A 12,161-nucleotide genomic window follows, 5' to 3' on the forward strand; every position below is an offset into this window, starting at 1 on the left:
CGTGTTTACGGCTGAATGGTAAACAGGCCTTAACCAAACCTGCGAATGAAATCATTATGTTATGGCCAATTGTAAACAGCCTCTAGTCGTTCAGGAAACTTTTCAGCAGTTCCGAGCGGTTGGGGTGGCGCAGTTTGCGCAACGCTTTCGCCTCAATCTGGCGGATGCGTTCGCGGGTGACGTCAAACTGGCGGCCGACTTCTTCCAGGGTATGGTCGGTGTTCATGTCAATGCCGAAGCGCATCCGCAGCACGCGCTCTTCGCGCGGGGTGAGCGATGCCAGCACTTCGTTGGTCGCCTCTGACAGGCCGCGCGTGGTCGCGGCTTCCAGCGGCGACATGACGTTGGAGTCTTCGATGAAGTCGCCAAGATGCGAGTCTTCGTCGTCGCCAATCGGGGTTTCCATCGAGATGGGCTCTTTGGCGATTTTCAGCACTTTGCGGATTTTTTCTTCCGGCATGTCCATCGCTTCCGCCAGCTCTTCCGGGGTCGGTTCGCGCCCGTTTTTCTGCACGAGGGTGCGCGAGATGCGGTTCAGTTTGTTGATGGTTTCGATCATGTGCACCGGGATGCGGATGGTGCGCGCCTGGTCGGCGATAGAGCGGGTAATCGCCTGGCGGATCCACCAGGTAGCGTAGGTGGAGAATTTGAAGCCCCGGCGGTATTCAAATTTGTCCACCGCTTTCATCAGGCCGATGTTGCCTTCCTGGATGAGGTCGAGGAATTGCAGGCCACGGTTGGTGTATTTTTTGGCGATGGAGATGACGAGGCGCAGGTTGGCTTCGACCATTTCTTCTTTGGCGCGTTTGGCCTGGATTTTGCCGATGGAGAGGCGTTTCTGGATTTCTTTGAGCTGCGGGATGCTCATGCGGTAGCGTTTTTCGATGTCCAGGTATTTTTCTTGTTCGACCTGGATTTCGGTGATCATCCCTTTCAGTTTTTCCGCGTATTTGCGCCGCTGTTTGCTGTGGCCAACGATCCAGTCGGGGTTGGTTTCGTTGCCGGGGAATTCCTGGATGAAGGTTTTGCGCGGCATCCCGGCGCGCTCAATGACGAGGCGCATCAGACGGCGTTCGATGTCGCGGATTTCTTCGTTCGGGATGTTCAGTTGGGCTTCCATCAGGTCGATGGTTTTTTGCGGGAAGGAGAAGGCGGCGATGTATTCTTTGATTTCGCCGTGCAGTTTCTGGTTTTTTTTGTCGTCCAGTGTTTTGCCCTTGTTGAGCGCGGTCATCAGTTTTTTGTGGATGGCGGCCAGTTCGAGCAGTTTTTCCCGTGCCTCTATCAGTGCGTCCTGGTTGTTCGGCGCGTCTTCCGGCGGTGCGGCGCTGTCGTCGTCTTCGTCGTCGTCACTGCCGCTGACGAGGGTGTCGCTGTCTTCGTCGTCGTCGCTGCTTTCGGGGATTTCTTCTTCTTTGTTGGCGTAGGGGTCGCCGTAGCCGTTGACGAGGTCGCTCAGGCGGCCTTCGCCGTTCTCGGTTTTGGCAAATTCTTCGAGCAGGGCGGAGACGGCCAGCGGGAATTCGGCGAGTGTTTGCTGCACGGTGTTGAGTCCGGCTTCGATGCGTTTGGCGATAGCGATTTCGCCTTCACGGGTGAGCAGGTCAACCGCGCCCATTTCGCGCATATACATCCGCACCGGGTCGGTGGTACGGCCTATTTCGGCTTCGTTGAGGGCAGCGGCGCTGGGGACTTCTTCTTCGTCGTCGGTAGCGATGACGCCGCCGTCTTCCTGGGCGCTTTCGACGACGTCAATGCCCATTTCGACGATGAGCGCGATCATTTCGTCGTATTTGTCGCCTTCCAGGGCGTGTTCCGGCAGCGCTTCGTGGATTTCTTCGTAGGTCAGGAATCCTTGTTCGCGGCCGCGGGCAAGCAGTTCTTTGACTTCGTCCTGGACGTCATATTCTTCTGGCTCTTGCTCAAAATCACTCATGGTTTATCCCGTTGTTGTAAATGTCGAAATCTGGTCGTCTTTTATGCGGGCGACGGAGAATTTTTCAAGCCGTGCCTGTTGTGCGGCGTGGCTTTTTTGCAGGTTGGCGAGCATATCGGCAAATTCGGCGCATTGTTGTGTTGCGTCCAGCCGTGCCAGCAGTTTGGCGGCAGTGGTTACTGCCTCGTAAACGCCATGTTGGCGCAGGAATGTTTCGGCGTGTGTGCGGCTCGCTTCGCCGCTTTGCAGGGCGTAGCAGAGCAGCCAGAACAGTTGCAGTTCGGCGTCTTCCGGCGGATATTCCCAACGGCGCAGCGGCAGCGCGCACTGGGGTTGCAGCAGCAGCCGCGCCATCAGCTGGATGCCTTTGTCTTTGGGTTTGACTATCGGCATTTCGCGCGGCCGCCAGGCGGGGACGGCGCTGCGTGCAGGTGTGGCGCCAGCGGAAAGCGTCAAGACCGGCAGTTCAAAGCGTTTCATCACTTGCGCGCGCAGGATTTCGCGGAAATCGGCATCGGGCAGCAGCTCCAGCCAGCGCTGTGCTTCACCCGCCAGTTCGGCTTGTGCTTCGGCGCTGCGTTGTGCGCCCGCGCCGTCGTCCAGCGTTTGCAGGAAGTAGGCGGAGGCGGGCAGGCTGGCGTCCATCGCCTGCTGGAAGGCGGCAACGCCCGCTTTTTCGACGAGCGAGTCGGGGTCTTCGCCGGCAGGCATGAACATGAAGCGCCATTCGTGCTGTTTGTCGTGCTGGCTGAAGACGGCTTCCAGCGCCTTGCGCGCCGCTTTTTGTCCGGCGGTGTCGCCGTCAAAGGAGAAGTAGATTTTCTCCGCGCGTTTTTTCAGTTGGCTGATATGGGTCTCGCCGATGGCGGTGCCGAGGGCGGCAACGGCGTTTTTGATGCCGTGCTGCCACAGTTTGATGACGTCCATATAGCCTTCGGTGACAAGCAGGGTGCGTTCGCGCGTCTGCATCGCCTGATGGAGGCCGTAGAGTTCGTAGCGCTTGTTGAACCACGTCGTCTCCGGCGAGTTCAGGTATTTTGGCTGCGCCTCACCCATCGCCCGCGCGCCAAAGGCGATGATTTTGCCTTTGTGGTTGTGGATGGGGAAGATGACGCGCTCGCGGAACCAGTCGTAATGGTGATCGTCTTTGACGCCAACCAGGCCGACGTCCTGCAACAGTTGCAGCGGGTATTTGCTGCCGAGATGCGCCAGCAGGGCGTTGCCGGGCGGGGCGTAGCCGAGCTGGAAGGTATCAACGGTCGCTTTTTTCAGGTTGCGCTGGCGCAGGTAGTCGCGCGCCGCCTTGCCGCTGTCGCTGTAAAACGCTTCGTGGAAATAGGCTGCCGCGTCAGCCAGGCATTCGAGCCCCAGATCGTAGCGGTCTTTTTCTTGCGGGTCGCTTTGGCGACCATCGTCTTCGTAGGGGACATCCAGCCCGTTAAATTCGGCGAGCCGCTCGATGGCTTCCGGGAAGGGCAGGTTGTCGTAATCCATCAGGAAGCGGATGGCATCGCCGCTGACGCCGCAGCCAAAGCAGTGGTAAAAGCCTTTCTGCGTATTGACGCTGAACGACGGCGTTTTTTCCTCATGAAACGGGCAGCAAGCCCAGTGGTTGCTGCCCGATTTCTTGGTGAAGGTGATACGAGACGACAACAGCGCGAGCAAATCGGTTCGCGCTGTCAGTTCGTCAATGAACGGTTTGGGGATGCGTTTTGCCATCGGCAGCCGTCAGCCCGCCTCCAGCTTAGGATTGTTGTAACAGGGTGCGCAGGTACTGGCTGACGAAAGCCATGTCGGCGCGGCCTTCCAGTGCGGGTTTGAGCGTCGCCATCAGCGGTTTCATCGATGCCATTTCGCTGGGCAGGCCGGAGGCGGCGAGCGCTTTGTCCACGGCGGCGCGGATTTCGTCCTCGCTCAGTGCCTGTGGCAGGAATTGCTGGATAATGGCGATTTCCGCTTCTTCGTGTTCCGCGAGGTCAAGGCGGTTGGCCGTGCGGAACTGTTGGGCGGCATCCTGGCGCTGTTTAACCTGGCGCACCAGTTCGCGCAGGGCGATTTCATCGGTGATTTCCACGCGCTGATCAACTTCTATCTGCTTGAACGCCGCGCTCACCATGCGCAGCGTTTGCAGCGTTACTTTTTCTTTGTTGATCATCGCCGCCTTGATGGCGGCATTGACGTTTTCGCGGACGCTCATCGTGCTCAGTACAGACGTTCGAAGCGGCTACGTTCTTTTTTCAGGCGGCGGGTATTGCGCTTGACGGCAGCGGCGAGTTTGCGCTTGCGTTCCTGGGTCGGTTTTTCGTAGAACTCGCGGCTGCGGACTTCAGCCAGCACACCGGCTTTTTCCACGGAGCGCTTGAAGCGGCGCAGGGCGATATCGAACGGTTCGTTGTCTCGTACTTTTACACTTGGCATTACATTCCTCGTTGGTTAAAAAAAGGGTTTAAAGAAGGCGCGCATTATAGTCGTGCCGCCCTAAAAATCAACGGGATTTTGCGGCTTCCCGCGCGGCTTTTCGCGCCTCGCGGCGGGCTTTGCGGCGGCTGCCGTCGTAATTGTGCAGAATCGTCCCGGTTTGCAGGGAAATGGAGAGAATACAAACGGGTATGCCCCAAAGCGGCTGTCCCCACAACCACATTACCCCGCCAAAAAACAGATGCAGCGGCGCAATCAGGGCAAGGGCGGCATACGGTTTGCCCTGCCGCCGCCACACGCCGGGGAGGAAATATAAAAGCGGCAACAGTGTCAAAACAAAGCCGAGCGACATTTGTTTGAGATTGCCTGTCCAATGCAAAACAAATCCCGCGCCATAGATAAAAACCAGCGCCAGTTGCGAACCGAGCGTGAGATAAAACCCTTTATCCTGTCGAGTCATGCGAAATCCCGCGAAAGAAAGCGCCGCATTATAGCGGGCTTTTTCGCGCGTATAATGCCGCCGCATTTTTGGAGACCCGTCATGCAAAACCTCAAAGAAATCCTCGTTGGCATCCAGATGCTTTTCGTTGCCTTTGGCGCGCTGGTACTGGTGCCGCTGCTCACCAACATCAGCCCCGCTGTCGCCCTGCTCTCCGCCGGTATCGGCACCCTCTGCTTCCAGCTCTTCACCGGGCGGCAGGTGCCGATTTTCCTCGGCTCGTCATTCGCCTTCATCGCGCCACTCATTGCCGCCATCAACCAGTGGGGACTGGCGGCGACGCAGGGCGGCATCATCGCCGTCTCGCTCGTCTATCTCGCGCTCGCCGTGCTGGTGCGCCTCATCGGCACCGGCTTCATTGACCGCCTCTTTCCGCCGGTGGTGGTCGCACCGGTCATCATGGTTATCGGCCTCTCGCTCGCCCCTGCCGCCGCCAACATGGCAATGGGGCTGACCGGCGACGGCGGCACCGCCCTTTACGCCAAAGGCCCGGCGCTCATCAGCGCAGGCGTGGCGCTGGCGGCAACTATAGCCGTTGCCCTCTACACCTGTGGCCTGACCAAACTGCTCGCCGTTTTCGCCGGCATCATCGCCGGATACATCGCCGCCAGCCTGCTCGGCCTGACCAACTTCGACGCGGTACGGCAAGCGCCGTGGTTTGCCGCCCCGCCCGTGACCCCGCCCGCGTTCAACCTCGAAGCCATCCTCTTCCTGCTGCCGGTCGCCCTCGCCCCTGCCATTGAGCACATCGGCGACATTGCCGTCATCGGCCAGATTTGCGACAAACCCTTCCTGAAAAACCCCGGCCTGCACTGCACCCTCGCCGGCGACGGCGTCGCCATCGCCATTGCCGGATGCCTCGGCGGCCCGCCCGTCACCACCTATTCCGAAGTCACCGGCGCCGTCTCCATCACCGGCGCGAAAAACCCGCGCATCATGACCTACGCCGCCCTCACCGCCATCGTCCTCGCCTTCTCCGGCAAACTCGCCGCCATCCTCAGCAATATGCCGACGCCCATCATGGGCGGCATCATGCTGCTGCTCTTCGGCTCGATTGCGGCAATGGGTGCGCGTTCCCTGCTCGCGCCCAATGCCAACGTGCGCAGCGAACGCAGCGTCATCATCATCGCGGTGACGCTGGTCGCGGGACTGGGACACCTCTCGGTGGACCTCGGCTTCGTCCATCTGGAAGGCATCGGCCTCTCCGCCATCATTGCCATCCTCCTCAACCTCGTCCTGCCGCAACCGGCAGACGACGGCAACGCCAACTGACCATGAAACGCGCCCGCGCCCCCGGCAAAATCATCCTGAGCGGCGAACACGCTGTCGTTTACGGCGCCCCCGCCATCGTCTGCGCCATCCGCCGCTATACCACCGTCGGCTTCGCACCGCTGCACCGCAGCCGCACCATCCGCACCGCGCTCAGCGGCATCTCTGCGGGCAAACACTACCGCACCGCCGCGCTGCACCGCCTCAAGGACAAACTTGACCAGCGCTTTGAGCAGTACAGCCGTGGCGAACGCGCCGTACAAAACATCCTGCGCCGCCCGGATGACCTCGTCATCTACAGCCTCGCCACCCTCTTCCAGCACCTGCCGATGCCCGGCTTCAGCGAGAACCGCCACCTGCCCGTGCCGGGGCGGCTGAGCAGCCACAGCGAACTGCCGCTGGGCGCGGGCATGGGCTCCTCCGCCGCCGCCATCGCCGCCACCCTCGTCCTCTACGAACACCTGCTGGGGCGCCCGATGAGCGCGCAACAGCGCTTCGAGCGCGTCCGCTTCTGTGAACGCCTGCAACACGGCAAAGGCAGCGCCATTGACGCCGCCGCCACCGTTTACGGCGGCCTACAAACCCTGCAAGACGGCTCCCCGACCCCGCTCGCAACCGCGTTGGGCGACGGCTGGTACTGGATACTCTCCGGCATCCCCGTCGTCAGTACCGGCGAATGCGTCGCCCACGTCCGCCAGCACCACGGCAACGACCATACCTTGTGGCAACAATTCACGGCGACCACGCACGACCTGCAACACGCACTCACCGGCCGCGCCGACCCGCGCCCGGCACTACGCGAAAACCACCGCCTGCTGGCACACATCGGCGTCGTTCCTGCCCCGGCAGCGGCGCTCATCCACGACATCGAAGCCGCAGGTGGCGCTGCCAAAATCAGCGGCGCGGGCGCGCACCGGGGCGACGGTGGCGGCATCATCCTCGCCTGGCACCCCGACCCGCAGGCCATCCCCGCCCTGCTCGCGCCCTGCCCTACCCTCACCTGGGACGCGCTGCATCCCGCCGAACAGGGCGCGCACCTTCTGCCGGATGCGGAGGATGACGTGGCAACAGCCTGTATCAATTCGGAAAATCTCAGTATTCCGGGTGATTCCGCGCAGTAACGGATATAGCGATATTCGGATTACCCGCATTAAAAAACCGCGCCGGAGCGCGGTTTTTTTATACGAACGCAAGACAAAGGCTACAGCGCCTCGTCGTCCAGTTCGCCGGTGCGGATGCGCACCACCCGCTCCAGCGGGGTGACGAAGATTTTGCCGTCGCCGATTTTGCCGGAGTTGGCGGTGTCGCGGATGGTTTCGATGACCTGTTCGGCGAGGTCGTCGCTGACCGCGATTTCCAGCTTGAGTTTTGGCAGGAAGTCGATGACGTATTCGGCGCCGCGGTAGAGTTCGGTATGCCCTTTTTGCCGCCCGAAGCCTTTGACTTCGGTGACGGTGATGCCTTGCACGCCGATGTCCGAGAGTGCCTCGCGCACGTCGTCCAGCTTGAAGGGCTTGATGATGGCCGTGATCATTTTCATGGCGTGTCCTCAACCCAGCTGGTAGAAGTCGGCATCGAGGTCGCTGTAGCGGCGCGGACGGTAGCCGTGGCGTTTGTGGAAGTGGCGGTCGATGTTTTCATGCACGTCCAGCACCATCGCAAAAATCGCCATGCGCATGGTGACGCCGTTGTCTGCCTGGCGGAAGATGGCGAGGTTGGGCAGGTCGTCGAGGTCGGTGGCGAGATCAAACGCGCCGGGGCGGCTGTCGCGCGGCAGCGGGTGCATGATGACCACGTCTTTTTCCGCGTAGTTTTCAATGGCAGCGCGGTTGATGCGGTAGTCTTCGCTGTAGCCTTCCATTTCTTCGCCGCCTTCGATGCGCTCGCGCTGGATGCGGGTGGCGTAGATGACGTCGGCACCGCGCAGGCCACTGCTGATGCTGTCAAACTCGCGCACGTGGTGACCAGCGGCCTTGAGGCTGTCAAGCAGCACTTGCGGCGCGGCGAGCGCGGGCGGGGCGATGAAGTGGAAGGTGATGTTGCGGAACAGACGCAGCAGGCGGCAGAGCGACTGGATGGTGCGCCCGTGTTTGAGGTCGCCGGCAAGCGCGATCGTCATGCCGTCAATGCTTTTGCCGAGGCGGCGGAATTCGCTGTCGATAGTGTAGTAGTCGAGGAGCGCCTGGCTGGGGTGTTCGCCGGTGCCGTCGCCGGCGTTGATGACCGGCACGCGGATGTTTTTCGCAAATTGCGCGACCGAGCCGGTTTCCGGGTGGCGCATGACGATGGCGTCGGCATAGCCGCTGATGACGCGCGCGGTGTCGGCAAGCGATTCACCCTTGGAAAGCGAGGAGAAGGTGAAGCCGGTGGTATCGCAGACGCGACCGCCCAGACGCGAGAAGGCGGTGTGGAAGCTGATGCGGGTGCGGGTGCTGGCTTCAAAGAACAGGTTGGCCATGACCGCGCCGTCCAAGACGTCGCAGCGGTACTGACGCCGCGCGACGGGTTCGAGGGTTTGCGCGACGGCGAGGATTTTTTCGAGCTGGTCGCGGTTGAACTGGTCGATGGAGAGGATGTGTTTGCCTGCAAGGGACATGGTTTTGCTCCGTGGGAATTTGCCGCATTATATAGCGATTGTTTTTACCGGGAGTACGTGATGATTGCCTTGATTCAGCGGGTTTCCAGCGCAAGCGTGTGGGTGGAAGGGGCGGAAGTTGCCGCGATTGAGCATGGCCTGCTTGCGCTGATTGGCATTGAAAAGGCGGATACCGCCACGAATGCAGCGCGCTTGCAACAGAAACTATTGAACTACCGCGTCTTCCCCGATGACGAAGGGCGGATGAACCGCAATGTGCGCGAGGCGGGCGGCGGGCTGCTGCTGGTGTCGCAGTTCACGCTGGCGGCGAATACGGCGAAAGGCAACCGCCCCGGTTTTGACCCGGCAATGCCACCGGCGGAAGCGGAGCCGTTTTTCGCCCGCTTCTGTGCGGAGATGCAGGCGCTGTATGCACCGGTCGCCTGCGGGGTGTTTGGTGCGGAGATGCAGGTGCGCCTGGTCAATGAAGGGCCGGTGACGTTCTGGTTGCAGACGTAGGCGTAACGTCAACGGATAGCGTCGCTACAAACAAAAACGCTGCGTGTCCATAAGGAAGCACGCAGCGCTGCGGGTGTTTTAGGCGGGTCGCTTAGCGACGGTAGCCGCCGTTGTAGTAACCGCCGTTGTTGTAGGTCGGCTGTTGTTGCGGGTAGTAGCCGCCGTTGTTGTAGGTGGGCTGTTGCGGCTGGACGTAACCGCCGTTGTTGTAACCGGTGCCGTCCGGGGTGCGCACCTGGCTGCCGATGAGGCCGCCGATGGCCGCGCCGGTGAGCGTTGCTTCGGTGTCTTTGCCCCAGAGGTTGCCGGCGGCGGCACCGACAGCGGCGCCAATGGCGGCGTTGCGCGCGGTGGTCATGCCGGACTGGTTCGGCGGGGTGACGGCGCTACAGGCGGCAAGGCCGGTAATCATCAGGGCGGCAAGCGAGATTTTGATGAGGGGGTTTTTCATGGTTTGGTCTCCGTTGTTTTTGGGTTGGGCAAAAGAGTAGTGCAATTCGGATATGGGCGTAGTGTCAATTCTGCAACATTTCTTTTGCCTGTTTTATCCGCGCTTTAACCTGTGCCGGGGCAGTGCCGCCGAAGTGGTCGCGTGCGTTTACAGAGCCTTCCAGCGTCAGGCTTTGGTAAACGTCTTCGGTGATGGCGGGCGAGAGCGCTTGCAGGTCGGCGAGCGGCAGCTCGTCCAGGGTGCAATCGCGCTCAATGGCGAGATGCACCGCGCGGCCGACGATTTCGTGCGCATCGCGGAACGGCACGCCGTGGCGGACGAGGTAGTCGGCAAGGTCGGTCGCGGTGGAGTAGCCCGCCCCGGCGGCGCGGTACATCGCTTCACGGTTCGCCTCAATCGCCGGAATCATGTCGGCGAAGGCGCGCAGGCAGGCGAGTACCGTGTCTAGCGTGTCAAACAGCGGCTCCTTGTCTTCCTGGTTGTCCTTGTTATAGGCGAGCGGCTGGCTTTTCATCAGGGTGAGTAGCGCAACGAGGTGACCGTAAACGCGCCCCGTCTTGCCGCGCACCAGTTCGGGGACGTCCGGGTTTTTTTTCTGCGGCATGATGGAGGAGCCGGTGCAGAAGCGGTCGGGCAGCTCAATGAAGCGGTAGGCGGCGCTGTTCCAAATGATGAGTTCTTCGGCGATGCGCGAGAGGTGCATCATCAGCGTCGCGGCGGCGGCGGCGCTTTCGATGGCAAAGTCGCGGTCGGAAACGGCGTCGAGCGAGTTGGCACAGGGCGCGGCGAATCCCAACGCGGCGGCAGTCATGTGGCGGTCGATGGGATAGGTCGTCCCCGCCAGCGCGGCGGCACCGAGCGGCGACTGGTTCAGGCGGTCGCGGCAGTCGCGGAAGCGCCCGGCGTCGCGCGCAAGCATTTCGTACCACGCCATCAGGTGATGGCCGAAGGTGACGGGTTGCGCGACTTGCAAATGGGTAAAGCCGGGCATGATGGTCTCCGCCTCGCGTTCGGCCAGGGCGACGATGGCGGCTTGCAGGCGGCGGATTTCGCCGAGGATGCGGTCAATGGCGGCGCGGGTGTAGAAGCGGATGTCGGTCGCGACCTGATCGTTGCGCGAGCGCCCGGTATGCAGGCGTTTGCCCGCATCGCCGATGCGGTCGGTCAGGCGCTTTTCGATATTCATATGTACATCTTCCAGCGCCGTGTCCCAGACAAATGCGCCGCGTGCGATTTCCTCGGCTATCGCATCCAGCCCGCGCGCGATGGCGTCGCCATCGGCAGCGCTCAACACGCCCTGTTTGACCAGCATCGCCGCGTGCGCGCGCGAACCGGCGATGTCCTCCTGCGCCAAGCGCTGATCGAAGCCGACCGAGGCGGTGAATTCGGCGACAAAGGCGTCGGTGGATTCCTGAAAACGTCCGCCCCAGGCGCTGTTGGTTTTTGCTTTAGGCATACAGTAAACTCCGCGAAATTTCCGCGCATTCTACAACCGCATGACCGCAAACATCCGCGAAATCCGCATCGCTACCCGCGAAAGCCAGCTCGCCCTCTGGCAGGCCGAACACGTCGCCGCCCGCCTGCGCGCGCACTACCCGCACATCAATGTCCGCCTCGTACCGATGACCACACGCGGCGACCAAATCCTTGACGCGCCGCTCGCCCGCATCGGCGGCAAAGGCCTCTTTATCAAAGAACTAGAACAGGCGATGACGCGCGGAGAAGCGGACATCGCCGTCCATTCCATGAAAGACGTCGGCGTGCATCTGCCGGATGGCTTCCGCATCGCCGCCATCCTGCCACGCGAAAACCCGCACGACGCCTTCGTCAGCAACCATTACGCCAGCCTCGCCGAACTGCCACCCGGCGCGCGCGTCGGCACCTGCAGCCTGCGCCGCCGCATGCAACTTGCCCGCCTGCGCCCCGACCTCAAACTGCTCGACCTGCGCGGCAACGTACAAACCCGCCTCGGCAAACTTGACCGTGGCGACTTTGACGCCATCGTCCTCGCCTGCGCCGGCCTCATCCGCCTCGGCCTGCACGAACGCATCCGCGCCGAACTGCCGCCCGAACAATCGCTGCCCGCCATCGGCCAGGGCGCCATCGGCATCGAATGCCACGAAACAAGCGCCGTCTATCCGCTGCTCGCCGCGCTGAACGATGCCGACACCGCGCTCTGCGTGCATACCGAGCGCATCATCAACAGCCATCTTGAAGGCTCCTGCCAAGTACCGCTCGCCGCGCATGCTACCCTGCACGGCGCGCGCATCCACCTCGCCGCGCGCATCGGGTTGCCGGACGGCAGCCGCTACCTCGCCGCCGCAGACGACGCCCCGCGCGCAGAAGCGGCTGCATTGGGCGAGCGCATCGCCGCCCGCCTGATTGACGGCGGCGCTCGCGACATTTTGCAGGCGCTGGTGGGGGCTTAGCGGCTGTTTGCAATTCAAACCAGCCCCGTTGCGGGCTTCGCTCTGCGGTCGCCCACCAAACTACC

The 12,161-nt window shown here is 61.8% G+C and carries 13 protein-coding genes; 4 read left to right on the forward strand and 9 right to left on the reverse strand.

The annotated features are described in order from the left end of the window. Positions 1-82: 82 nt before the first annotated feature. The 5 genes from rpoD to ACO54Z_RS02430 form a co-directional block, all read right to left on the reverse strand. A complete protein-coding gene (rpoD, locus tag ACO54Z_RS02410) occupies positions 83-1,936 on the reverse strand; it encodes an RNA polymerase sigma factor RpoD (protein WP_485995580.1) in 1,854 nt (617 codons plus the stop codon). A 3-nt stretch (positions 1,937-1,939) separates the two neighbouring features. Then, positions 1,940-3,655 (reverse strand): DNA primase, encoded by a 1,716-nt coding sequence (gene dnaG, locus ACO54Z_RS02415; RefSeq protein WP_485995581.1) that lies wholly within the window; start codon positions 3,653-3,655, stop codon positions 1,940-1,942. 25 nt (positions 3,656-3,680) lie between these two features. Further along, entirely contained in the window at positions 3,681-4,133 is a 453-nt protein-coding gene (locus ACO54Z_RS02420) for a GatB/YqeY domain-containing protein (RefSeq protein WP_485995582.1), read from the reverse strand. Positions 4,134-4,138: 5 nt separating this feature from the next. Further along, complete coding sequence (rpsU, locus tag ACO54Z_RS02425) at positions 4,139-4,354, reverse strand: 30S ribosomal protein S21 (RefSeq protein ID WP_004142550.1); 216 nt, start codon at positions 4,352-4,354, stop codon at positions 4,139-4,141. 67 nt (positions 4,355-4,421) lie between these two features. After that, positions 4,422-4,814 carry an ABC transporter gene (locus ACO54Z_RS02430; RefSeq protein WP_485995583.1) on the reverse strand — a complete coding sequence of 131 codons (393 nt, stop codon included), beginning with the start codon at positions 4,812-4,814 and terminating at the stop codon, positions 4,422-4,424. 81 nt (positions 4,815-4,895) lie between these two features. On the opposite strand from ACO54Z_RS02430, the gene ACO54Z_RS02435 reads away from it, so the two are divergent. Further along, positions 4,896-6,125, forward strand: a complete 1,230-nt coding sequence (locus ACO54Z_RS02435; protein ID WP_485995584.1) for a uracil-xanthine permease family protein — start codon at positions 4,896-4,898, stop codon at positions 6,123-6,125. A gap of 2 nt (positions 6,126-6,127) precedes the next feature. Continuing rightward, positions 6,128-7,243 (forward strand): mevalonate kinase family protein, encoded by a 1,116-nt coding sequence (locus tag ACO54Z_RS02440; RefSeq protein WP_485995585.1) that lies wholly within the window; start codon positions 6,128-6,130, stop codon positions 7,241-7,243. Between the two features lie 80 nt (positions 7,244-7,323). Here the strand turns inward: ACO54Z_RS02440 and glnK are convergent, their stop codons facing one another. Together glnK and pyrB are read right to left on the reverse strand one after the other, a co-directional pair. Further along, on the reverse strand, positions 7,324-7,662 hold the full coding sequence (glnK, locus tag ACO54Z_RS02445; protein ID WP_485995586.1) for a P-II family nitrogen regulator: 339 nt from the start codon (positions 7,660-7,662) through the stop codon (positions 7,324-7,326). A gap of 9 nt (positions 7,663-7,671) precedes the next feature. After that, positions 7,672-8,718, reverse strand: a complete 1,047-nt coding sequence (gene pyrB / locus ACO54Z_RS02450) for an aspartate carbamoyltransferase (protein WP_485995587.1) — start codon at positions 8,716-8,718, stop codon at positions 7,672-7,674. Between the two features lie 60 nt (positions 8,719-8,778). On the opposite strand from pyrB, the gene dtd reads away from it, so the two are divergent. Then, positions 8,779-9,216 carry a D-aminoacyl-tRNA deacylase gene (dtd, locus tag ACO54Z_RS02455; protein ID WP_485995588.1) on the forward strand — a complete coding sequence of 146 codons (438 nt, stop codon included), beginning with the start codon at positions 8,779-8,781 and terminating at the stop codon, positions 9,214-9,216. Between the two features lie 91 nt (positions 9,217-9,307). Here dtd and ACO54Z_RS02460 read toward each other — a convergent pair whose 3' ends face one another. Further along, the gene (locus tag ACO54Z_RS02460) at positions 9,308-9,667 is read right to left on the reverse strand and encodes a glycine zipper 2TM domain-containing protein (RefSeq protein WP_485995589.1); all 360 of its coding nucleotides are present in this window, start codon (positions 9,665-9,667) and stop codon (positions 9,308-9,310) included. A gap of 64 nt (positions 9,668-9,731) precedes the next feature. Continuing rightward, positions 9,732-11,123: an argininosuccinate lyase gene (gene argH, locus ACO54Z_RS02465; protein WP_485995590.1), complete on the reverse strand. Its 1,392-nt coding sequence runs from the start codon at positions 11,121-11,123 to the stop codon at positions 9,732-9,734. Positions 11,124-11,163: 40 nt separating this feature from the next. Between argH and hemC the strand changes: the two genes are divergently transcribed. Continuing rightward, positions 11,164-12,096, forward strand: coding sequence for a hydroxymethylbilane synthase (gene hemC / locus ACO54Z_RS02470; protein ID WP_485995591.1), 933 nt, complete (start codon positions 11,164-11,166; stop codon positions 12,094-12,096). Positions 12,097-12,161 lie beyond the last annotated feature (65 nt).

This window comes from Cardiobacterium sp. (assembly GCF_057314735.1).

Coding starts and splice junctions, on each gene's coding strand:
- rpoD (WP_485995580.1), bottom strand. CDS start 1,936: ATGAGTGATTTTGAGCAAGAGCCAGAAGAATATGACGTCCAGGACGAA.
- dnaG (WP_485995581.1), bottom strand. CDS start 3,655: ATGGCAAAACGCATCCCCAAACCGTTCATTGACGAACTGACAGCGCGA.
- ACO54Z_RS02420 (WP_485995582.1), bottom strand. CDS start 4,133: ATGAGCGTCCGCGAAAACGTCAATGCCGCCATCAAGGCGGCGATGATC.
- rpsU (WP_004142550.1), bottom strand. CDS start 4,354: ATGCCAAGTGTAAAAGTACGAGACAACGAACCGTTCGATATCGCCCTG.
- ACO54Z_RS02430 (WP_485995583.1), bottom strand. CDS start 4,814: ATGACTCGACAGGATAAAGGGTTTTATCTCACGCTCGGTTCGCAACTG.
- ACO54Z_RS02435 (WP_485995584.1), top strand. CDS start 4,896: ATGCAAAACCTCAAAGAAATCCTCGTTGGCATCCAGATGCTTTTCGTT.
- ACO54Z_RS02440 (WP_485995585.1), top strand. CDS start 6,128: ATGAAACGCGCCCGCGCCCCCGGCAAAATCATCCTGAGCGGCGAACAC.
- glnK (WP_485995586.1), bottom strand. CDS start 7,662: ATGAAAATGATCACGGCCATCATCAAGCCCTTCAAGCTGGACGACGTG.
- pyrB (WP_485995587.1), bottom strand. CDS start 8,718: ATGTCCCTTGCAGGCAAACACATCCTCTCCATCGACCAGTTCAACCGC.
- dtd (WP_485995588.1), top strand. CDS start 8,779: ATGATTGCCTTGATTCAGCGGGTTTCCAGCGCAAGCGTGTGGGTGGAA.
- ACO54Z_RS02460 (WP_485995589.1), bottom strand. CDS start 9,667: ATGAAAAACCCCCTCATCAAAATCTCGCTTGCCGCCCTGATGATTACC.
- argH (WP_485995590.1), bottom strand. CDS start 11,123: ATGCCTAAAGCAAAAACCAACAGCGCCTGGGGCGGACGTTTTCAGGAA.
- hemC (WP_485995591.1), top strand. CDS start 11,164: ATGACCGCAAACATCCGCGAAATCCGCATCGCTACCCGCGAAAGCCAG.